A 22,600-nucleotide genomic window follows, 5' to 3' on the forward strand; every position below is an offset into this window, starting at 1 on the left:
TCCTGCGGATGGCGGTGATGGCAGGCGTCGAGAGCGCCGTTCAAGTTCACATCGATCGGGGCGATGACCTGAACGCCCGCGATGCGGGCGGCATGACTTCCCTCATGATTGCTGCGGCCAGGGGCAAGTCTGCAATATGCAGGTTGTTGCTGGAAGCCGGCGCCGATGACGGTTTGCACGACCCTTCGGGCCATACCGCACTCGAAATCGCAGAAGCGACCGGGGCAACAGAAACAGCCGCGATTCTGCGAGCCGCACGCGCGATCACCCGGACCAATCCAGACACTGAAACGGCATGTGCTTTGTTCGAGTCTGCGCCGGATGATCCACCTGGAACGTCTGAGGCCAGCGTCGGAGACCCACAACCGGAACGCTCTGATACCGATGTGCAGCCCGCTCGGATCGGTGCGCTCGAGGCCCACAGAACCCTGATTGCCACCATCGATCCGGAAGGTGACGGCGAGTTCGATTTGTCCTGTTGGGAGGCCGAGCAGGAACCATTGCGACCTGAAGCAGATGCGACCGTCCTGAATTGGGCCAGTGCCATCCAGGTTGCGATCTCGTCACACCATCCCATTGATTCCTCGATCGGGTGGGATGACATTGAAGCATATCTGCCAGATGAGGCTCTGCCGCTTGCGCGCGCTGAGGATATAGAGGGACGCGCGCTGCTTAGACGTCTTCTACTGCGGGCGATCCGGGAGGGAAGCGTCCCGAGCCTGGATGTTCAGGAGTTGGCAACCAATGAGGATCGGTCGGCCAACCCCGAGGCTGAAGCTTACTTGACGATGGTCGTCAACGACCTGGGGGCGGAGGTCGACGAGCGATTTGAGTACGCGGACACCAGGGAGAGCTTCAAGGTGTTCGTCGATCCTGTGGAGACTCAAGAGGAGGAACTGGCCCTCGATGAGGCAATGGTCGCGATCGACCGTGCCGCGTCGCCGCGCCATGAGCCTTTGCGCATCTATCAGCGCGAGTTCCAGCGCGTGCGCATGCTTACGGCCGAGGAGGAGATGCAGCTCGGGCAAGCCATGGAAGCGGCTTTCGACGCCGCCCTCGATGCTCTGGCCGGGTGGCCTGCGGGCATTGCGCGAACATTGGCTGCCGGAGCAGAGGCCATCGCCGGATCACGCCAGCTTGCATCGATCTGGGCTGGCGGCGCCGAGCCAGACCCCGGGTCCGATTTGGCAGAGAGCGTTGAGACGGACGCACAAATGGCCGATGCCACCGATGACGCACCTGACGAGGACGATGAAGCGGCGGACGAGGTGCCAACGGATGCGGGCGACGCTAGCTTCGCCATTGCTCTTCAGCAATTGGCGGTGCTGGTTGAGGGGGTTGCGAGCCCTTCGCACGATGCCACCCGACGAGCTCTTGCCGCCTTGCGTCTCAACCGCCGTTTCCTGCTTGAATTGCTCGATATCGCGCAAGGACCAACGGCATGCGCTGCCTTTACATGCGCCATGGCCGATTTCCGAAAAGCTCGTGATCGGATGACTACTGCAAACCTGAGGTTGGCGTTCTTCCAAGCCAAGAAGTACCTCTACAGCGGTGAACCGTTGGACGACTTGGCGCAGGAGGGGAATATCGGTCTGATCAAGGCCGTCGATCGCTACGACTGGCGCCGAGGATTCCGGTTTTCGACCTATGCAACGTGGTGGATCCGGCAGCAGATCAGCCGCCATATCGCTGACAAGGCCCGAACCATCCGCGTGCCAGTGCACATTTACGAGAAGGTTCAGCGCATGCGCCGCATGGTCGCGGCATTCGAAGTTGCGATGGGCCGCGAGCCAGCTCTCGCCGAGCTGGCCGAGCGCATGGAGATGTCGTCGCAAAGAGTCACTGCGTTGCTGCGCATCGCTCCTGAGCCCCGCCGCCTTGAAGAACTGCCGGTCGATGAGTTGATCGCGTTTGAAGCTCGCGATGTCTATTGGTTGCCCGACCCCGAGGATGTCGTCGACGAGACTCAATTGCGCCGGGCGGTTGACTGCCTGATCTCGTCGCTGGGGGAACGCAAGGAACAGCGGATCCTCCGGCTGCGTTTCGGTATTGGAATTGACGGAGCGCTCACGCTTGAGGAGATTGGGACGCGCTTCAATGTGACGAGGGAGAGGATTCGACAGATCGAGGTCAAGGCCATCAAGAAGCTTCGGCATCCCGCGCGATCCGAGCCCTTTGAACGCCTGGTGATGGGTATAAGGCGCAGGAACGATGCCATCGGAGTCGGCCCGGAAGAGCCTGACTGTGCAAAAGCCGCTCCGGTTCCGCCGCTGAGGCAGCGCGTGGGGCCGCGGCCCGGGCGCGAGCCGAATCGACCGGCCGGCTCACCGAAGGTCTCGGCATTGGACCAGCTGCTTGCACAAGCCGCCGAGCTTGGAATTCCGGTTGAGGATGGACGGTCGGGCGCTTCGGGCTGCGTCAGGGTGGGCCTCATTGCCACGCCCGACAGTTCGCACAGAAGGCTCGCGCGAAAGCTCCTTGACTTCGGCTTCGATCACTCGCCTGGGAGAGGCTATTGGAAATGACCGCGAAGACCCGCAAGGCCCCGCCTCGCGCAATGGCGATGCTCGAATCCTTGAGAGGTTTGGGTTATTCAACGGCGGCAGCCCTGGCCGACATCGTCGATAACAGCATTTCCGCCGGCGCGACCGAAGTCCGCGTCGATTTCCAATGGGACGGCACCGACAGCCGCGTTCTGATCTCGGACGACGGGTGCGGAATGAGCGACCCGGAACTCGAAGGCGCCATGCGCTTGGGCGACAAGAGTCCCTTGGAGGCGCGCGAGTCGCACGATCTGGGGCGATTCGGCATGGGCTTGAAGACCGCGTCGCTCTCGCAGTGCCGGCGGCTGACCGTCGCCAGCGCCAAGGCCGGCAAGCTGAGCTGCCTGCGATGGGATCTTGACGAGCTCGCGGCCGATCCGCAAGGCGAATGGCTGCTCTTCGAGGGGCCGGCCGAGGGCTCACGACAGCATCTGGCCGGTCTGGAAAACAAACTGTCGGGGACGCTCGTGCTCTGGGAGAAGCTCGATCGGATCGTCACTGCCGGCTACACGGTGGATGACTTTTTGGCACTGACGGTTAGCGTAGAGGCACACCTCGCGATGGTCTTCCATCGTCTCCTGCAAGGCCCGCGCGCGCGGATCAGGTTGCTCATCAACAACCGATCCTTCGAGCCCTGGGATCCTTTCATGTCGGGCCACCCTGCCAAGCCCTGGACATCGCCCTCCGCCTCACAAAGGACCGACAGCGGGGTGGTGATTGCGCAGTGCCACGTCCTGCCACACCAGGACAGGCTGTCGAACGACGAGTTCGGGAAGAATGCAGGTCCGGCCGGGTGGACCGCTCAACAGGGCTTCTACGTCTACCGGAACGAGCGTCTCCTGGTCGCCGGCGGTTGGCTCGGGCTTGGAAACCCGAAGGCGTGGAACCGCGAAGAAGCACATCGCCTGGCGCGCATCCAGCTCGACATTCCCAACACCGCTGACGCTGACTGGAAGATCGATGTCCGCAAGTCGGTTGCCCGGCCCCCCGTTTCGCTGCGCCCTTGGCTGATTCGGCTGGCTGAGGACACGCGGGAGCGGGCACGCCGTGTGTTCGCCTATCGAGGGACGCCGATGCCTACGCAGCGCAACACGCCGATCGAGCAGGCATGGCGGGTCGATCGCGTGAAGGGCGACATCCGGTACCGGATTGAGCCGACCCATCCCGCCGTCGCGGCCGTGATTGCCAGTGCCGGAGAGCTCGTGCCGCTCGTGAGGGCGATGCTTCGCGTGATCGAAGAGACCGTGCCCGTCCAACGGATCTGGCTCGACACGGCGGATAACAAGGACACGCCGAAGACGGGTTTCTCGGGCGAACCGCCCGAGGCGATCGTCACTGTTCTGAACACGCTGTTCGCCGACATGATCGGACGACGTGGCATGTCCGTTGACGCAGCAAGACGTGCTCTGCTTTCGACCGAGCCTTTCCAGAACTATCCGGGTCTGATTGCGGGGCTCGATGTCCCCGGGGTGGCCTCAACCTAAATGTTGGAAGAACCGAATGCCAGACTTCAGCACTTCGACCGCAACTGCGCTCAGCATCGCCCAGAGCCTGTTGATTGCGGAGAAGGACAAGGGACCGATCACGGCCGCCCTGATCACCGAAAAGGTGGCGATCGCCGCTTCCGTCGTGGCGAATGGGAACGAACAGTCGGTCGACAATGCAGCCGCGGTCGCCGAGCTGATACGGAGATTCAGCCTTTGGATCGGGCAGGACACCGCTCTGTCAGACACGACCGGCCATGAAACCTGGCTCAACGCGGCGCGCAAGAAGGACTGGCGGTATTGGCCCCGCTATCGGGACATGCTAGAACGCAGGATGGCGGCGACGGCGGTCGATGCCGTGGACAAGTCCACCGATCGCATCCTTGGACTGATGGAGGATCCCGGACGGGCGGGCGCATGGGACCGTCGCGGCCTCGTGGTGGGCCACGTCCAGTCCGGCAAGACTGCCAACTATTCGGGTCTGATCTGCAAGGCCGCCGACTCAGGCTACAAGATCATCATCGTCCTGGCGGGCTTGCACAACAACCTGCGCTCCCAGACACAGATCCGTCTTGAAGAAGGCTTCCTCGGCTACGAGACCTCGGCCACGGGCGACATCGTCAAGCTTGTCGGCGTCGGCGAGCACGGCCGCGACTTCGAGATCAAACCCAACTGCGCGACAAATCGGACCAATACAGGTGACTTCAACACCAGGATCGCCAAGCACCTGGCAATCTCACCCGAGCAGCGGCCGTGGCTCTTCGTGGTCAAGAAGCACAAGATCGTGTTGGAGCGGCTCCTGAAATGGATCCGGGGCCATGTTGCCGACGCCACCGACGCCGCCGGCAAGCGGTTCGTGTCCAACCTCCCCCTGCTGCTCATCGACGATGAGGCCGACCACGCCTCGGTCGACACGGGCGAGCAGTACATCGGGCCCGACGGCAAGCCCGACGAGGACCACGAGCCCAAGGCGATCAACAGCAGGATCCGCAAGATCCTCAACAGCTTCGCCAAGAAGGCCTACGTCGGCTACACGGCGACGCCTTTCGCCAACATCTTCATCCATCGCCAGAATGAGACGCCGGAGGAAGGGCCCGACCTGTTTCCGCAGTCCTTCATCATCAATCTCGCGGCACCGTCCAATTACGTGGGACCCGCCCGCGTCTTCGGGTTGCAAACGCCGGAGGGGCGCAGCGGCCTGCCGCTGGTGCGCGTCTTCAAGGATCATGCCACCGAAGACGGGCTTGAGGGCTGGATGCCGCCCAGGCATCCGAAGGACCATGCACCGGCCCACATGGGAAAGGACGTTCCCCCGCCATCCCTATGCGAAGCGGTCCGCGCGTTTGTCCTGGCCTGCGCTGCCCGGGACGCACGCGGTCAGGGCGCTGAGCATTCCTCCATGCTGGTGCACGTCACCCGATACACGCTCGTTCAGAAGGAAGTGCATCGCCAGGTCGAAGACCTGGTTCAAAAGATGAAGCTGCGTATCTCCCGGAAGATTGACCATGAAGCGCTGGTCGACGAGCTGCGCGAGCAGTGGGAAAGAGATTTCGTGCCCACGACCGACGTGATCGCTTCGCGACTCACCGAATCGGAGCATCCGCCCACGGTCGTTCCCTGGGCGGACATCCTCGCCAAGCTGCCCGATGTCCTCTCGGATATCGATGTGCGAATGGTAAACGGCAAAGCCAAGGATGCGCTTGACTATGCCGAGGAGGGCGCCAAGGGCCTGAAAGTAATCGCAATCGGCGGCGACAAGCTCGCTCGTGGTCTGACGCTCGAAGGGCTTTGCACCAGCTATTTCGTACGTACCACGAAGATGTATGACACGTTGATGCAGATGGGCCGCTGGTTCGGCTACCGGCCTGGCTACATTGATCTTTGCCGGCTCTACACCACCGAAGAGCTGGTGGAGTGGTTCGGCCATATCGCCGACGCGTCCGAAGAGCTCCGGGAGGAGTTCGACGCCATGGCTGAGAGCGGGGCGACCCCGCGAGACTACGGCATGCGCGTTCAATCGCATCCGATCCTCCTGGTCACTTCGCCTCTGAAGATGCGCACGGCCAGGAACCTTCAACTCTCGTTTAGCGGCGACCTGCTCGAAACCGTGTCGATGCACCACGACGAGAAGATCCTGGATCAGAATCTCGAGACGACCGACAAGCTGATTGCCGCTTGCGGAGTCCCTGATGAGGCCAACCCAAGGCGGGAGCGCGGTGCCCAGGAACAGCAGTGGGAAGGCTTCGTATGGAACGATGTGCCGGCGGAGCACATCGCCGAATTCTTTGAGTCCTTCATCACCCATCCGAGGGCCCGCAAGGTCAACAGCGCCCTATTGCGCGATTTCGTCCGCTCGATGGCAGCGACTGGCGAACTGACCTCCTGGACCGTGGCCCTGCTCGGCGGCGGCTCGGGTGGAAAGCACACCTTCGCCAGCGGTTTGACCATCGATGCCATGACGAAGCGCACGGCCGACAAGGACATCGCGGATCGATATGCGATCGGCCGGCTGCTGTCGCCCCGCGACGAGGCGATCGACCTGGACAGCGCTGCTTGGACTGCTGCGCTGGCCCGAACGAAGAAGATGTTCAACCCGGACGCGGGTCGCCTTAAGAGCGGCGTCAAGCCCAGCGAGCCCGACACGCCGAACGGCCCATCGATTCGCTTCATCCGCGGCAAGGGATCCGAGGCCGATGGCGTTGCCCCGGCGCCGCAGCGCGGGCTTCTACTGCTCTACCCGCTCGACCCCCAGCAAGCTGGATGTGAGGCACTCGCTGGCCGAAAGAATCCGGTAATGGCTTTCGGCGTCAGCTTTCCGTCGAGCGATTCAGGCGTCAAGGTCGAGTACGCCGTGGATCACCTGCTTTGGACACAGGAATATGGACCGGCCGATTGACGACATTGAACTGGCATGGAGCTCGTTGCGGGACAGCGCGGACGCCTCGGGCTGGCGCAGCATTTCCATCGCGGCGATCGGCCCATGCGTCTTGCAGGCTGGACTCAGCTTTCCCGACAAGGACGAGGCCCTCCTCGTCGGCTTTCCTGGGTCGACGGTCCCCGCGGCCGAGAAGCTTCCCGAAGGGCAGGGTTTTACCGTGTCCCGCGTGGAGGCCAATGATGACGGGTTGATCTGGCTCGCGCTCACCCGAAGCGCGCATGGAAGCGGGGAGCTCTTCGCCGCAATGGTGGGCGACGTGGTGCGCGCGATGGAGGTCGAATCCGGCGCTGACGAAAAGCGGTTGCTTCGAGTCTTTATCGGGCGGATCCGTGCCTGGCAGGAATTCATGCGCAAGGGGGCGCGAGTCATGAGTCCCGAGTCCGAGATTGGTCTGGTGGGCGAGCTCAGATTGCTGCGGGCGATCATCGAGGCGGGCGTGCCGTTGGTTGTCGCCGTCGAATCATGGTTAGGCCCTCACGACGGAGTGCGGGACTTCGAGCTGGGCACCGGCGCTTTGGAGGTCAAGGCCACACTTTCGTCTTCCGGGTTCCCGGCCAGGATCGGCTCGCTCGATCAGCTCGATGACTCCGTACGCCAACCGCTTTTTGTCGCCGGCGTGCGGCTGCGTCAAGTGGAGTCGGGTCAGAGTCTGCCGGAACTGGTGCAGGAAATTCGCGATGTCGCTGCGAGCGAAGCTGAGGGCACGCGGCTGTTGAGTGACCGGCTGATGGCCGCAGGGTACTTCGACGCCCACGCAGATCGCTACGTCCGTCGATTCGAGCTGGCCGACACGTACATCGTAGAAGTGAAGGAAGAATTTCCTCGGCTCACGCCGGGTAGCGTTCCGCTGGGCGTCACGAAAGCCGCCTATGAGATCGATCTGGACAAGGCGGTGCGATCTGCCATCGAGACCGTCGATGCCTTGAAGAAACTGGGAGTGATATGAGTTCTAGCCTGCCCGACTTCCTGCGCGAGACGCAGGCCGCGGTCAAATCTCAAATGCGTGAAGGTGCGCTATATGAGGAGCTGGTCTTCGCCGGCATCGTGATGGATCACATGTCGGAGATCGGCATGACCTTCGAGCCCGTGGAGTGCCACTATGAGGGTACCGTGGGCAACGCCATCCTGCGGCTCAGCGGCTATTCGATTTCCGACGATGGCGACCAGCTTGATCTGTTCGTCAGTCTATTTGTGGGCGCCGACGAGCCAACATCCGTCCCCGACTCTGAAACGAAGGCGGCCGCTGAGCGTTGCCTCCGCTTCCTGACTCTCTGCGCGGAAGGCCGGATGGCGCAGAGGCTCGATCCGTCCAGCGACGTGCGTTCACTGGCAGAGACACTGCAATCCATCTACAACGACCTCGAACAGGTCCGCGTCTACGTCATCACTGACAGGATTGCAAAGTCCAAGAGCTTCAAGACGCGCGATATCGGCGGGAAGGCCGTGCGCCTTGAAGTGATGGACATCGAGCGGCTGCACCGGCACACCTCCGAGGGCAAGCCGCGCGATGAGTTGATGGTCGACTTCAACGAAGTGTCCGGCACGCCGCTTCCCTGCGTCTATGTGCCGGGCGAGAACGATGACTACAACTACGCAATGACGGCAATCCCCGGGGAGGCGCTGAGGCTGCTTTACGAGAAATTCGGGGCCCGCCTGCTCGAGGCCAATGTCCGGTCCTTTCTTAGCGTCAAGGGCAAGGGCGTCAACGCCGGCATCCAGTCGACGCTTCGCTCGGCCCCCGAGCGGTTCATGGCGTACAACAACGGTATCGTCATCGTGGCCGATGAGATGCTGCTGGGCAAGACAGCTCAGGGCGCCGAAGGGATTGCTTGGCTCAAGGGCCTGCAGATCGTCAACGGTGGCCAGACCACGGCGTCGCTGTATTTCACCAAGAAGAGGTACTCGGACACGGACCTGAGCCGGGTAAGGGTGCCCGCGAAGATCATCGTGATGAAGACTCAGGACGCTGCCAGGGAGGAGGCACTGGTCTCCGACATCTCACGCTACGCCAACAGTCAAAACGCGGTCCGTCAGTCGGACCTGTCTGCAAACAAGCCCTTCCACGTCGAGATCGAGAAACTCTCCCGATCGGTTTACTGCCCAGATGGCGTCAGCCAATGGTTCTACGAGCGGGCAGCTGGCAGCTATAACACCCTGCTGGCGCGCGAGGGAACGACACCTGCCAGGCTCAAGGCATTGAAGGAGGCTATCCCCCCTGCCAGGCGCATCACCAAGACCGATCTTGCCAAATACCTCAATGCCTGGGACCGCAAGCCCGACATCGTCAGCATGGGCTCTCAGAAGAACTTCGACCGCTTCATGGCCGCGCTGTCGCCCACGGATGGTCAGGAAGTTCCGCTGCCAGGTGTGGCCGACTACAAGGCAATGATCGCGAAGGCCAAGATCTATCGCGAAGCGCAGAAGCTGCTTCGGCCGATGTTTCAGGCCTTTCAGGCCAACGTCACCGCGTACACGGTCTCCGTGCTCTCCGAGAAGCTCGGTGCGCGCATCGACCTGGAACGCATATGGGCAAGGCAGGCCGTCTCGCCGGAGCTGATGGCGCAGATAGCCGCCTGGGCGAAAGAGGTCAACGACGCCCTGCACTCAACTTCTGGCGGGCGTATGGTTTCGGAGTGGGCGAAACGCCCGGAGTGCAAGGACGCAGTGATGGGCGCGGGATACACCGAGCCGGCCAGCAATATCCCGGAAGTGAGGTAGGTCTGAGCGGCCACTCATCCGCCATGCAGCGCACTGACTCCTTGGAACGAGCTCTTGGTTGACGTCGTTTCCCCCGCCGATCGCAGCCGGATGATGGCCGGCATAAGGGGCAAGAATTCGCGTCCCGAACTCCTTGTTCGTCGGCTGCTGTTCGCTTCGGGCTACCGTTTCCGGCTCCATCGGCGGGACCTCCCGGGCACTCCCGACATCGTCATGCCTGGCCGCAAGGTCGCGATATTCGTCAATGGCTGCTTCTGGCATGTTCATCAGGGATGCCGATACGCGAAGATGCCCGCCACGCGCACTGACTTTTGGAGCGCGAAGCTGAAAGCCAATGTCGAGCGTGATCGCCGTGCAGTTGAGATGCTCCGAAAACTGGGATGGCGGGTGCTTTGGGTCTGGGAATGTTCGACGCTGGATGCCGCCACCGCTGCTGGCCTGAGGGTAGCCGTGAGCTCTTGGATCGACAGCGGTGATCCGACCGGCGAAATCGGGGCCTCCTTGCGAGGTTGAGCCTTCTTGCCTAGCCGGGCTTGGCCTTGACCGCCAACGCCGACGAAACCATCCCGGTTGCTGGGTGCTTTGCTTTTGACGTTAGGGAAATCCCTCGAAGATCTCGGAGCCGATCGACAACTGCGGCTGGCGCCGGCGGCCAGCCCGGGCGTTGTATCGGGGGGTCGCCTTTCGAACAAGACGTGACCGTCGCAAGCGACACGCAGTGTCGTGATCTGCACGTCAGCGACATAGCGGGAACTTTCACCCTGATGGTAACCGCCAAAGGCGCAGCGTGAAAGTCGGGGACCAGGACAGCACTCGGTGCCCGCCTAGCAGCAGCAGCGTGCCTAGTTCAGACAAACTAAGTGCGTGGCGGACCGCTCAAGGTATGCGTCCGGGCAAGTCATCTTGACGACTTGGCGGTGAGCGCATAGTTGCGTCAGTCGCCTGTCATCAGCCACATCCTGATCGCTCGATTGGCCGAGTTGACGTCGAAGCCAGTCGGATCGAACGGCCCGCCCCACCAGCGCCACATGGCGTCGTGCTCTTCGTGCGATGGGTCGCGAATGGCCCAACTCCGCATAGCCGGGGATTCCTCCGACGTCTTCTGGCGGACAGGCGTTTGCTCCTGCGAGGCACATCGGTCCGAGGTACAGATCCTCGGTCGCGACCATGACCATCTGCACCTTCACGTCGTGTTCCCAGCTGTCGCCGAAGTCGTATTCGTAGATGAAGCTCTTGACGGTGGTGCCGATCACCTGGTCGAGAGTGAACTCTCCGTCAGGCAAGGTTGGCAACTCGGCGGCGAATTCGTCGTCGGGCTCGCCATATACCCGACCGTCCACGGTGAACTGGTGCAGGTGACTGTTGGTCCAGCCCATGGCAGTCTGGATGACCCGGTCGAGGTCCGCCAGGGTCATGTTGCCCGGAATGACGATCTGGCAGATCTGGCGCCACACGGTCGGCTCGCTTTCGACGAGCGTGACCAGGAGCTGATAGGCGTATTTGGCCTTGCGTCGTTTGGGGGCAGCAGTCTTGCGCGATGGCATCCGCAAAGCGTAGCAGCCTAACGGCGGTACTTCAGTCTGCAGGCTGCCAGCAGTGCGGCAACAATTCCTCGATTCGACTGGCGGGCTGCGTCGGCAGCCGCTCGAGCACGTCCTGCAGGTAGGCACGCGGATCGTGCCCGTTGATCCTGGCCGAGTGCACCAGACTCATGACCGCCGCGCCGCGCTTGCCGGCGCGCAGGCTGCCGGCAAACAGCCAGTTGGCTCTTCCAAGCGCAATCGGGCGAATCTGGTTCTCGACCCAGTTGTTCGAGATCGGCAGGTCGCCGTCGCCGATGTACCGCGTCAGCGCCGCCCAGCGCTTGAGGCTGTAGTCGATGGCCTTGGCGGTGGCCGATCCATCCGGAACCTGCAGGCGCTGCCGGATCAACCATCGGTGCAGCGCCGCGGCAACGCGGCGTGATTTGCGCTGCCGGATTCGTCGTCGCTCCTCGGCCGTGCACTCGGCAATGTCGTCTTCGATCCGGAACAGCAACTGGAAGTACCTCAGTGCCTGCTCGCCCACCTTGCTCTTGTGGTTGGCCCACAGCTCATGGAATTTACGTCGCGCGTGAGCGACGCATCCGGCTTCGGTGACGCCGCGCTCGAAGGTGGCCCGGTAGCCCGAGAAGCCGTCGGTGACGAGCGTGCCCTTCCATGGCTTGTCTCCCTCCAGCCCCAGGAAGTCGCGCACGTTCTCGCCGCTGCGCGTTTCGGCGAAGTTGAAGACCACCGCCTTCGTCGCGTTTAAGCGGGTCGTGCAGTAGGTCCAGATGTAGGCCTTGTGGGTCTTCTTGTTGCCCGGCTTGAGCATCGCCACCGGCGTTTCGTCGGCGTGCAGCACATCGTGGCGCAGCAGCTCGGCCGACAGCGCGTCCACCAGCGGTTGCAACTGCGCGCCGCATTCACCGACCCACTGCGCCAGCGTCGAGCGCGCGATCGCCATGCCCGCGCGCTCGAAGATGTGCTCCTGCCGGTACAAGGGCAGGTGATCCAGAAACTTCGCCACCAGCACCTGGGCCAGCAGCCCGGCGGTGGGGATGCCCTTGTCGATGATGTGCGGCGCCACCGGAGCCTGCACCAGCTTCTGGCAACTCGCGCAGGCCCACTTGCCGCGCACATGGCGTTCGACGGTAAAGACGCCCGGCGCGTAGTCCAGCTTCTCACTGACATCCTCGCCGATGCGCTTCATCTGGCAGCCGCAGCCGCACACCGTGCTGTCGGGCTCGTGGCGCAGTTCGCGGCGCGGCAGGTGCGCAGGCAGCGCTTCCCGCTTGGGCTGCCGCTTGTCCTTCTTGTCCTTGCCTTTGCCGTCGTCGCTGGCCCGATCGATCTCCTTGCAGGCCTCGGCAATGTCGGTGTCCAGCGTCTCTTCCAGGAGGCTCTTCTGCTCCGCGTTCAGACCGGCACAGAACTTCTCACTGCTCGCGGCGAACTTCAACCGCTTCAGCGCCGCAAGCTCGTGCGTAAGCTTGTCGATCTGCGCCTGCTTGAACGCCACCTCGCGCTGGCGCCGCTCGAGCAGTTCGTCCTTGGCCGCCGCTTCGGACATCATCGCCAGCAGCGCCTGGCGCAGCTGCTGCGGATCGAGGGAGTCGAGTTGCTGTGGGGCGATCACAGGCCGTGATCGTGCCGCATCGATGCGCTGTTGCACATCGGCAGAAGCGACTATTGCGCCGCTCTACAGAACCCGAATGATTCCGGCCTCGCCCACGCGCTGCCACGGCAGGCCAAGCACCAGCGCATCGAACTGCGCTCGACTGAGCGAGGCCGTCGCCGCCGCATCCTTCGGCCAGACGAACTTGCCGCTGTTCAGGCGCCGAGCGGCCAGCCATACACCGATGCCATCGTGCACGAGCACCTTCATCCGATTGGCACGGCGATTGGCGAACAGGTAGGCGTGGTGCGGGCGGGCCTCGCCGAACACCGTGACCACCCTTGCCAACGCGGCTTCCGTGCCGGAGCGCATGTCCAGCGGCTCCACGGCCAGCCACAACGAGTCGACACGGATCACCGCAGCAACTCGCGCATCCAGCTTGCACACTCGGCGGCCGCGGCGATCGGCCAAGTCACGATGATCGTCGTCGCGCCGCGGCGGAGTTCGATGCGCAGATCGGGCAGCGGTTGCGGGCTGCTGGGCAAGGCCACGGGAATGAACGCTGGCGCTTGGCTCACCGCAGCGACCGGCGACTCGCTTCGCTCAGCCAGCCGGCGCCACTTGTGGACCAGGTTGGTGTTCAGGCCGTTGTTCATCGCAACCTGCGCCACCGAGGCGCCCGGCTGGCGACACTCCTGCAACACTCTTTGCTTCAACTCGCGATCGTGGCGACGCCGAACCGCGATCCCTGTCTTGGCCTCTTCCATGGGGTCCACCTACCTCCTTGGTGGACACCATCGTCTCCGACGTCGCCGGACGACTCAAGATGACTTTGCCGGACGGATACCGCTCAAGGTCCCACAGCTGCGGTGTGCTGTCCTTTGACCGATGCACGACACATGGGAAACGTGCATGGCATCATGCTACGTGGCATGCATGCCACATAGCATGATGTAGAACTGAAAGAAAGTCAAGCCTTCCATCGCGCTGGCAAGGGAAGAGATCTGAGAAGGCTCTTGCGGTTTGCCGACCCGGCCAAGCTGCCGCACTTCGGGCATCTAGAAGGAAGCCAGGCGCCGCATAGGAGTAGGCATGTATACCGGTGCTACGTGGCATGCATGCCACGTAGCATGATGTAGAACTGAAAGAAAGTCAAGCCTTCCATCGCGCTGGCGAGGGAAGAGATCTGAGAAGGCTCTTGCGGTTTGCCGACCCGGCCAAGCTGCCGCACTTCGGGCATCTAGAAGGAAACCAGGCGCCGCATAGGAGTAGGCATGTATACCGGTGCTACGTGGCATGCATGCCACATAGCATGATGTAGAACTGAAAGAAAGTCAAGCCTTCCATTCGCGCTGGCGAGGGAAGAGATCTGAGAAGGCTCTTGCGGTTTGCCGACCCGGCCAAGCTGCCGCACTTCGGGCATCTAGAAGGAAACCAGGCGCCGCATAAAAGTAGGCATGTATACCGGTGCTATGTGGCATGCATGCCACATAGCATGAAGCAGAACTGAAAGAAAGTCAAGCCTTCCATCGCGCTGGCGAGGGAAGAGATCTGAGAAGGCTCTTGCGGTTTGCCGACCCGGCCAAGCTGCCGCACTTCGGGCATCTAGAAGGAAGCCAGGCGCCGCATAGGAGTAGGCATGTATCCCAGTTCTATGTGGCATACATGCCACATAGCATGAAGCAGAACTGAAAGAAAGTCAAGCCTTCCTCGCGCTGGGGAGGGAAGAGAACTGAGAAGTCTTGCGGTTCGCTCTTGACCAATCTTTGACTCTTTATTATGCTGGATGGCATGTATGCCACCCAGCACGGAAAAAAGTAAACACATCGCATGAACCGGTCACGCCTCCAAATTGCCAAGCCGGACATCCTGCAGTTTTTTGCTGCGCAGCCCCGGAAGGTGTTCAAGCTGCGAGAGATCAGCGCCCTCCTGTCGGCAGAGCGAGGCGGCTGGCGGTTAGCGCAGAGCACGACGGTCGACGCGTTCATCAAGTTCCTGTTGAAAAGTGGCGAGCTAAAAAAGCACGCCTTTGAATTCCCCAGCCGGCCGGAGACGTTGTACGTCTGGGGGGACGTGCCCACGCTCGAGGTGCTGCAGCACCTCAAGGCCAAGAGCTACTTCAGCCACTACACCGCCATGCGGTTGCATGGGCTGACCGAGCAGGTCCCCAAGACCATCTATATCAGTCACGAACGATCGGAGCTGAGTGCGACCAACGCCTCAGAACTCGACCAAGCCGCGATCGATGAGGCGTTTCGCCGGCCGGCACGGGTCAGCAACAACGCGGTCGAGTTCGGCAAACAGCGCATCGTGTTGCTGAACAGCGCCTACACGGGATCGGAGGGCGTCATCTCCCACCCCGCCGGGCCTAGCTCGAAAGAGCTCGTTCAGGTCACCAACATCGAGCGCACGCTGATCGATGCCGCAGTGCGCCCCGTCTACAGCGGGGGCGTGTACGAGGTGGCCAAGGCCTTCGAGCAGGCGAAGGACGCGGTGTCGGTCAACGCGATGGGCGCAATGCTCAGAAAGCTCGAATTCGGCTATCCGTATCACCAAGCCATCGGCTTCTACCTCGAGCGCGCCGGCTACCGGTCAAGCTCGCTCGATCTGATGCGGCGGTTCCCGATGAAATTCGATTTCTACCTGACGCATGAGATGGCGGAGACCAGGTACGACAAGGCCTGGCGGCTACATGTGCCCAAAGGGTTCTAGCCCATCTCGGATGCCTTGGACGCGACTAGCACACGCGCAGCGAGGTCGACGACGTAGTCGAAGTAGAAATCGAAGCTCTGCAGTTTGAAGCCAGGTGCGACCGTCGCCTGCACCGAGGGAAACCCCTGCCGGTGGAACTCACGCTGCTCTACGATCTTGCCCAAAAAGTCTAGCGGAACATGCTTGAGCGCGAACATCTCGCGCGTCATGTCGACGGCCTTGGGCGCGACCAGGTCGAGCGCCAGGCAATCGACGAGCGTATGGATGTCGAGGAAGTCACGCGCGCGCTGTGAGCCTGGGCGGCCGTTGCTACGCTTGACGATCGGCGCATACTCCGCCATTTGCTGGCAAATGGCGCGCAGTTTCTCGCACGCAATCATCGTCGGGGAATACACGTAGATGCGGTAGCCCTCAAGGTCGGTCTCCTCCTTGTCGGCGACGTACTCGAACCGACTGATGTCGATGAGGAATTTCTTGCCCTGACCGATGCTGAGCGCTTCGCGGCGCAACTCCTCGAGGTTGTCCTTGTGCGCGGCAAACTGCTCATGCGTGACGAGCTTAAACTCGACCGCGTAGCCGCCCCAAAAGCCAGCCATGTCGGGCGAGATGTTGGCTGGCTTCTTGGCCATCTTCAGATCGAATGGCACGAAACCCGCTGGCGGGAATGTGCGCTCCAGGGCGCGGCCGATGCGCGCGGTCATGGCCTCGACACCATCGGGAAAGTCGTGCCGCATTGAGAAGTCGAGGTCGACGGATTCCCGCGAGGTCAGCTTGTGAATGAGGGCCATGGCGTTGCCGCCCTTGAGCACGAGCTCGTCGAGCAGCTCATCGTCCGAGAACATGGCCATCACCGCGAGACGCTTCACGCGCTCAAGCACGGCCAAGTCGTCGTCTCTCCTTCCGTCTTTGCTTTTTGCCACACACCCTCCGGGCCAAGTGAATGTCATCAGCATACTGGCCTGGCCGACCACAGCTGCCGCGATTTTCTGAAGGGGACAGCACGATGGCGCGCCGTTGAACGCGACCGTCCATACGGTCGCTGAATTAGGAACGACGCACGGGTTGCACCCCGACTTCCGGCACTTGTAGGATGAACTTACTCCTGCCCCCTTCCTGCACTGCGGCAGGCCAGGGGGACGGCGGCAAGCCAGCATCGACTGGGTCATTCCAAGAGCGGAACGACCGCTACCGTCTCCTCCATGCCCTAACTGCCACCGCCCTCACCACATCGCCCTCAACCGACGACGGCCGGCGCCGCATTCATTGCAGGTGGGTGCAGGTGATTCCGGTAAACGACCGGGTGGGTCTGATCTGCACATGCGCGAAATGTATGCGCGGCCAAGCCAGCAGGATCAGGCCGTGTTGCTGTTGGGAACGCGAACCGCGCGCAACGCAAGGCCTGCCGGAGGGCTGAATTGACGCATCAGGCGGCTTCGGATCCAATCGGAATCATTGAAACGTCGATTCAAAACCCCATGCGGATCGGCCGAGATCATCGCCACGAATGGCCCCTGACATCAGCTGAAGATCGGGTTATTGCCCAATCTCGTTAGGCATCGCAGAAACCATGTCCGCTGACGCTTGGCCCGAAATCCAAAGCACCAAGCTTGATGCAGCTCGGCGCCAGCTGGAGACCGCGATCTCACTGCTTTTCGCGGGTGGTGACGCGATCTCCACCCACACACTTGCGTTCGCTGCCTTCGGCATCCTCAAGGACGTTGCCGCCGACCGCTGCTCCAAGAACGTGCTTGCCGTAGCAGAGGCGCTGGCTGCCGCAGGGAAGAAGGGCGAGTTCTGGAAGGGCTTCAATCGAGCAGGCAACTTCTTCAAGCACGCAGATCGCGATCCCGACGCTGTCATCCTCGGTATGCCTGAAGAAGAGAATGAAGCGCTCATCTCAATCGCGCTATCTGTTTACGACGGTCTTGGCTGCATCAAGTCCGTAGAACTTCAGGCCTTCTCGCTCTGGTGGTCCTCCATCAACTTCGAAGGTATCGACGACGTAAAGGAACCCTTTGTGTCGTGGCTCACCGCGAATCATGGACGGCTTCACGCCGACACACGGAGCGAGCTTCTTGAACTTGGCCAAGAGCTGCTGCACTTGCTCAATAGTCAATCGGCTGCCGGGCACGTCCGCAACGATGCTTGACGCTAACCTACGCAGCGCTTGGGCACGATACACAGATGGTAAGGAGCCGCCAGAGCACGAAGTTTGGAATCTTGAAGCTGAAACCACAATGCCAGTCGTGGCGAATCCAAATTGACCTCCAGACCCTGATGAGTACTGGGGAGTCTGTTCATCGGGACCTCAGCAGTGGAGCGTAGCGGACTACCCGCCCCAAGCCTGCGGATGCGGCCAATCACCGCGGCAAGTCAGTGCTGGCCGACGGCGGACCGTAAGCATCGTTGCGGCGGTCAGGCCATAGTCGCGTCGTCGAAATTGACCGCGCCGAGGCGGGCATGGGGAACCGCCCCTCGCACGACTTCTGCGGGGGAAACTTGCGTACGTGGCGATGACATGAAGTCGAGAATGACTTGGGCGATCTGCTTGGCCAGCAGCGGTGGGACTGCGTTGCCGATCTGGCCGTATTGCTCGGTCCGGTTGCCCTCGAAGAAGTAGTTGTCCGGAAAGGTCTGCAATCGGGCGGCCTCGCGCACAGTCAGACTGCGGCACTGTCCCGGATCAGGGTGGATGTAGTAATGCCCGTCCTTCTTGATGTGGGCCACCACCGTGGACGAAGGATGCTGGCCCATCTGAACCCGGAAGCGGTCCTTGAATGGAATCGTCTCCTGGTCCACGTTCACATGGTCAGGGAGCAGCCGCGGCGGGAAATTGCGCAGGTCTGGTGCGTATTTCTGCGTCGCGGCGAAGCAGGCGGCGAACATGTAGCGATGCAGGTCGGATCGCATATGCCGTCGCGTTTCATGGTGCAGGACTCCGCCCAGTTTCGGGTCGAGATACCAATCCTGCAGGCTCCGGGGCATGGCACCACCGGGGGCGACCTCGGTTTCAACGAAAGGCGCTCCAGACGTGTCCTGCTTCTCGGCCTTTTTGATGAACTTCTCCATTGTGTCCTCGATGACACTGCGTAGCGGCGCGCGCCATCCTTTGAGTGAATGAGGCGACGCTCGAACAGCCTCGATCCACGCCTCTGGTGAATCAGTCTCCTGGGACAGGCGGCTGCGGAGCGGTGGCAGGCCGGCCAGTGCTGCGCTGACCCCGACCTTCTTCATGAGCTTGCGAAGGAGAAAGCTCTCGGGGCGCTCGGAGAGCGCCGGGGTCACCGCAGCCACGTCGGAACGAATGCCGAAGAGGATCACTCGATGCCGGCTCTGCGGAATGCCGTGGTCATCGGCTTCGATCACATAGTCGTTTGGATCGAGCTTGCCATCCGCCTTGTGCACCACGAAGGAGCGTACTTCGTAGCTCAAGTCGGGACGCGGCGCTTTCAGGTCGGCAAGGATCTGCTCAAAGATGCGCTTGCCCGAATTCTTGGAATTGAGCATCCCCTTCACGTTCTCCATCACGAAGACGGTTGGGGCGAAGTTCTGAATGATCCGCAGGTATTCGGTGTAGAGAAAGTGCTTGGCGTCGGATTCGAACTTCTTCACGTCCTTGCTGCGGAGCCGCGAACGACCGGCAAGCGAATAGGCTTGGCAAGGGGGGCCCCCAATGAGCACCCATTCGGTCTGGTTTTCCAGACCCTTTCGTATCCATTCGTCGACTATCCCCGGCGGGGTCACCCCGAGCTCTGCGCACTTGGCCTCATTGGCTGCCTGAGCGGCCGCGTCCTTGATTTCCGGCTGGTCAAGGAACTGCTCGCGCGAAAGATTGCCGCGGACATATTCGTAGTAGCAGTCCGGGGCCTTGCCCCTGGGAAACTTGCGGAATATCGATCGAAGGAAGAGTGTCCTGTGAGCAACTGGATCCTTCTCGATCGACACCTTGACGGCAAAGGCTCGCTCGCCGGTCGAATCCAGAACCGACGAAAAACCTTCGCACAGTCCCCCGGGACCTGCAAACAGATCAATGACCGGGATTTGATCTCTTTTTCTCTGCATTTATGTACCGAGTGGCGCGACTGTCACTGGGGGATTCCTGGGCTCGCGGTGCAGCATTCTGCCAGGCTCTAAGGAATTCGTATCGGAACACGGTGCATCAAATCAGCCGGAACGAAGCGGCGGCCGGCTCTGGGCGGAGTGACAGGAACCAAACGGAAAGGCCAGCCCGAAGGCTGGCCTACCTGAACCACCAGCTTGGTTCAGTTTGAGCGTTTGCGAGGCCACCCGCATACGTTGGTAGCGCGCTACACCGTGGGGTTTGCACTGTGTCGGTGACGTGGGGTCCCGCCTCTGTGGTTGGCGACAATGATCTTGGCCGGCTGACGACAACTATCTTGGCCGGTTGAGATCGAAGCCGGCAGGTCCGGGACGCGGGGCTTACCGTGGGGTCATCGAACATGTCGAGACCCCGGAATGCCCGGCAAGAGAATCACGGACCACCAAGTGCTCAAGTACAAACAACATCGCAACAAGTTCTCGCAGGTGGCGGCCGCCGCCAAGGCGGGAATCAGCGAACGCAGTGCGCGGCGCATCGAAGATGCGGCTCAACTGCCCTCGCAGCGGCCCGCCAGGAGCTGGCGGACCCGATCGGATCCACTGGCCGAGGTGTGGGAAGCGGAAGTCGTCCCACTGCTGCAGGCAGATGCCCAACTCAACGCCGTGACGCTGCTGGAGGAACTGCAGCGCCGGCATCCTGGCCAGTACGGCGGTGCCGTGCTGCGTACGCTCCAACGTCGCGTCCGTCAGTGGCGCGCGGTGCATGGCGCCGAATGCGACGTTTACTTCGCCCAGGAGCACCCGCCGGGCCGGCTGGGACTGTCGGACTTCACTGTTGCCGACGACCTGGAAGTGAAGATCGACGGGATCGCGTTCAACCACCGGCTGTACCAGTTCGCGCTCGCGCATTCGGGGTGGCGGCACGCCGTCGTTCTCACCGAGGGGGAGAGCTTCGCTGCGCTGTCCGGCGGGCTGCAGGCCGCGCTGTGGCGCCTGGGCGGGGTTCCCGAGGAGCATCGCACCGACAGCCTGTCGGCGGCGTTCAACAACCTGGCCGAGGCGCAGGAGCTGACCCGCCGGTACGAGGGCCTGTGCCAGCACTACGGCATGCGCGCGAGCCGCTGCAACCCGAGCCAGTCGCATGAGAATGGTTCGATCGAGTCGCGGCACGATTCGCTCAAGACCGCGCTCGATCAGGCGTTGCGATTGCGCGGTACCCGACGCTTCGACGAGCGCGCCGACTACGAGGCCTTCGTCGAGACCATCGTGCAGCGCTTCAACGCCCGCGCCGCCACCCGGCTGGCTGTCGAGCGGACCATGCTGCGGCCGCTGCCGGCGCGCCGCACGGCTGAGTTCGAGGAGTTCCCGGCGCGGGTCAGCAAATACGCCATCTTCACCGTCAAGGGCGTGCAGTACAGCGCGCCAAGCCAACTGATCGGACACCGCCTGACGGTTCGCCAGTATGCGCAGCACATCGAGTGCTGGCTGGGCGGCCAATGCGTGCTCGAGCGCAGCCGCGCGACCCACCGCGACGGCCAGCGGCACCCGCGCAACATCGACTATAGGCACCTGGTGGCCGCGCTCAGGCGCAAGCCCGGCGCCTTCGCCCGCTGGGTGCTGCGCGATGCGGTATTCCCCCGCGACATCTACCGCCGCACCTGGGAACGCCTGTCAGCAGCACTTGCAGAGCGCGAAGCCTGCAAGACGATCGTGGGCCTGCTCTCGTTGGCCGCCGACGGCCATGAGGCACAACTCGCCGAGGAACTTGAGCAGCTGATCGAGCTCGACCAATTGCCCGATCTGAATGCGCTGAGCGCGCTACTGAAACCGCCCATCGCCGAATTGCCGGCGGTGTCGGTGCAGTTGCCGCCGCTGCAGGACTACGACGTACTGATCGAGGTGTCGCCATGAGCGCGACGACGCTGCCATCCGGGCGTCTGGCGCTGATGCTCACCGAGCTGCGGCTGCCGACGATCAAGCGGCTGGCCGATGACCTGTGCGCGCAGTCCGACCGTGAGGGCTGGCCCGGGCAGCGGCTGCTGGAAGCGCTGATGGAGCATGAGATCGCCGAGCGCGAGTTGCGCCGCATCGACCGCCACCGCGCCGAATCCTGCCTGACACCGGACAAGCGATTGTCGAGCTTCGACTTCGCGGCGGTACCCAGCGTCTCCAAGGCGCAGGTGATGGCGTTGGCTGAAGGTCATGAGTGGATCGACCGCGGCGCCAACGTGTTGCTGTTCGGCCCGCCGGGCGTCGGCAAGAGCCATCTGGTGAGCGGGCTCGGTCACGCGCTCGTCGATGCCGGGCGCCGCGTGCTGTTCACCCGGTGCAGCGACCTCGTCCAGCGCATGCAGGCGGCCCGGCGCGACCTGCGGCTGCCGCAGGAGCTGGCCAAGCTCGACCGCTTCGACCTGCTGATCCTGGACGATCTGAGCTACGTCCGCCGCGACCAGGCCGAGACCTCGGTGCTGTTTGAGTTGATCGCCGAGCGCTACGAACGCAAGAGCCTCGCTATCACGGCCAACACGCCGTTCTCCCAGTGGAGCGACGTGTTCGTCGACCCGGCGATGACCCTGGCCGCAGTCGACCGGCTGGTGCATCACTCGACGATCCTGGAGATGAACGTGGAGAGCTATCGCCGACGGGCGGCGCACGCGGCTCAGCCCAGCGGGAGAAGGACCGACGCGAAACCGACGACAACTACAACGGCCGACCACGCAACCTGAGCGCGGGGGAAGCCGCGGTGGACAAGTCCCCTGCCCACAGGACAAGCCTGTGGACAGCCCCTGCGGGGTCCGTGACTTACCCACCGCTCGACGATGAAGGAGATCACAAACCCCAGAACCAGAACGACCGTAAACGACAACTACACCCGTGCCCCCCCGGCCAAGATAGTTGTCGTCGAGCGGTCAGGATAGTTGACGCCGGCCACGCCTCTGGGTGGATGAGCGTCCTGGCGCCGGATCTGGTCACCGGGAAGTCTGGCGAAGTGACGTGATTACGTGGTG

Annotated in this window: 16 protein-coding genes; 10 read left to right on the forward strand and 6 right to left on the reverse strand. The window is 62.4% G+C overall.

Annotation, left to right across the window (positions count from 1 at the left end; all coding sequences use genetic code 11):
- Window positions 1-17 precede the first annotated feature (17 nt).
- Genes ACNH6H_RS15960 through ACNH6H_RS15985 form a run of 6 tightly spaced genes read left to right on the forward strand, consistent with a single transcriptional unit; the run spans window position 18 to window position 10,196 of the window.
- Window positions 18-2,525, forward strand: a complete 2,508-nt coding sequence (locus tag ACNH6H_RS15960; protein ID WP_418319038.1) for a sigma-70 family RNA polymerase sigma factor — start codon at window positions 18-20, stop codon at window positions 2,523-2,525.
- On the forward strand, window positions 2,522-4,027 hold the full coding sequence (locus ACNH6H_RS15965) for an ATP-binding protein (RefSeq protein ID WP_418319039.1): 1,506 nt from the start codon (window positions 2,522-2,524) through the stop codon (window positions 4,025-4,027). The genes ACNH6H_RS15960 and ACNH6H_RS15965 overlap by 4 nt, the downstream gene beginning before the upstream one ends.
- A gap of 16 nt (window positions 4,028-4,043) precedes the next feature.
- Window positions 4,044-6,923 carry a Z1 domain-containing protein gene (locus ACNH6H_RS15970; RefSeq protein WP_418319040.1) on the forward strand — a complete coding sequence of 960 codons (2,880 nt, stop codon included), beginning with the start codon at window positions 4,044-4,046 and terminating at the stop codon, window positions 6,921-6,923.
- A complete protein-coding gene (locus tag ACNH6H_RS15975; protein WP_418319042.1) occupies window positions 6,907-7,911 on the forward strand; it encodes a PD-(D/E)XK motif protein in 1,005 nt (334 codons plus the stop codon). Before ACNH6H_RS15970 ends, ACNH6H_RS15975 begins: the two co-directional genes overlap by 17 nt.
- On the forward strand, window positions 7,908-9,683 hold the full coding sequence (locus ACNH6H_RS15980; RefSeq protein ID WP_418319043.1) for an AIPR family protein: 1,776 nt from the start codon (window positions 7,908-7,910) through the stop codon (window positions 9,681-9,683). Before ACNH6H_RS15975 ends, ACNH6H_RS15980 begins: the two co-directional genes overlap by 4 nt.
- A 54-nt stretch (window positions 9,684-9,737) precedes the next feature.
- Entirely contained in the window at window positions 9,738-10,196 is a 459-nt protein-coding gene (locus tag ACNH6H_RS15985) for a very short patch repair endonuclease (RefSeq protein ID WP_418319044.1), read from the forward strand.
- Window positions 10,197-10,525: 329 nt separating this feature from the next.
- On the opposite strand, the gene ACNH6H_RS15990 is transcribed toward ACNH6H_RS15985, so the two are convergent.
- The 4 genes from ACNH6H_RS15990 to tnpA all read right to left on the reverse strand — a co-directional run bounded on the left by ACNH6H_RS15990 (window position 10,526) and on the right by tnpA (window position 13,588).
- Complete coding sequence (locus tag ACNH6H_RS15990) at window positions 10,526-11,227, reverse strand: plasmid pRiA4b ORF-3 family protein (RefSeq protein ID WP_418319045.1); 702 nt, start codon at window positions 11,225-11,227, stop codon at window positions 10,526-10,528.
- 31 nt (window positions 11,228-11,258) lie between these two features.
- The gene (tnpC, locus tag ACNH6H_RS15995; RefSeq protein ID WP_418319047.1) at window positions 11,259-12,842 is read right to left on the reverse strand and encodes an IS66 family transposase; all 1,584 of its coding nucleotides are present in this window, start codon (window positions 12,840-12,842) and stop codon (window positions 11,259-11,261) included.
- A gap of 63 nt (window positions 12,843-12,905) precedes the next feature.
- The gene (gene tnpB / locus ACNH6H_RS16000; protein WP_418319048.1) at window positions 12,906-13,238 is read right to left on the reverse strand and encodes an IS66 family insertion sequence element accessory protein TnpB; all 333 of its coding nucleotides are present in this window, start codon (window positions 13,236-13,238) and stop codon (window positions 12,906-12,908) included.
- A complete protein-coding gene (gene tnpA, locus ACNH6H_RS16005; RefSeq protein ID WP_418319049.1) occupies window positions 13,235-13,588 on the reverse strand; it encodes an IS66-like element accessory protein TnpA in 354 nt (117 codons plus the stop codon). Before tnpA ends, tnpB begins: the two co-directional genes overlap by 4 nt.
- A 1,063-nt stretch (window positions 13,589-14,651) precedes the next feature.
- Here tnpA and ACNH6H_RS16010 point away from each other — a divergent pair.
- Entirely contained in the window at window positions 14,652-15,533 is an 882-nt protein-coding gene (locus tag ACNH6H_RS16010; protein ID WP_418319051.1) for a type IV toxin-antitoxin system AbiEi family antitoxin domain-containing protein, read from the forward strand.
- On the opposite strand, the gene ACNH6H_RS16015 is transcribed toward ACNH6H_RS16010, so the two are convergent.
- On the reverse strand, window positions 15,530-16,453 hold the full coding sequence (locus tag ACNH6H_RS16015) for a nucleotidyl transferase AbiEii/AbiGii toxin family protein (protein WP_418319052.1): 924 nt from the start codon (window positions 16,451-16,453) through the stop codon (window positions 15,530-15,532). The genes ACNH6H_RS16010 and ACNH6H_RS16015 overlap by 4 nt on opposite strands.
- A gap of 647 nt (window positions 16,454-17,100) precedes the next feature.
- Between ACNH6H_RS16015 and ACNH6H_RS16020 the strand changes: the two genes are divergently transcribed.
- Window positions 17,101-17,682 (forward strand): hypothetical protein, encoded by a 582-nt coding sequence (locus ACNH6H_RS16020; RefSeq protein WP_418319053.1) that lies wholly within the window; start codon window positions 17,101-17,103, stop codon window positions 17,680-17,682.
- A 266-nt stretch (window positions 17,683-17,948) separates the two neighbouring features.
- On the opposite strand, the gene ACNH6H_RS16025 is transcribed toward ACNH6H_RS16020, so the two are convergent.
- Complete coding sequence (locus ACNH6H_RS16025) at window positions 17,949-19,595, reverse strand: DNA cytosine methyltransferase (RefSeq protein ID WP_418319054.1); 1,647 nt, start codon at window positions 19,593-19,595, stop codon at window positions 17,949-17,951.
- 414 nt (window positions 19,596-20,009) lie between these two features.
- Here ACNH6H_RS16025 and istA point away from each other — a divergent pair, with 414 nt between their 5' ends.
- The gene (istA, locus tag ACNH6H_RS16030; RefSeq protein WP_418319056.1) at window positions 20,010-21,503 is read left to right on the forward strand and encodes an IS21 family transposase; all 1,494 of its coding nucleotides are present in this window, start codon (window positions 20,010-20,012) and stop codon (window positions 21,501-21,503) included.
- Window positions 21,500-22,318, forward strand: a complete 819-nt coding sequence (gene istB / locus ACNH6H_RS16035; RefSeq protein ID WP_418319057.1) for an IS21-like element helper ATPase IstB — start codon at window positions 21,500-21,502, stop codon at window positions 22,316-22,318. Before istA ends, istB begins: the two co-directional genes overlap by 4 nt.
- Window positions 22,319-22,600: the final 282 nt, after the last annotated feature.

The organism is Pseudideonella sakaiensis (genome assembly GCF_048320135.1).
In the GTDB taxonomy this organism is placed as follows: Bacteria; Pseudomonadota; Gammaproteobacteria; order Burkholderiales; family Burkholderiaceae_C; genus Ideonella_A; species Ideonella_A sakaiensis_A.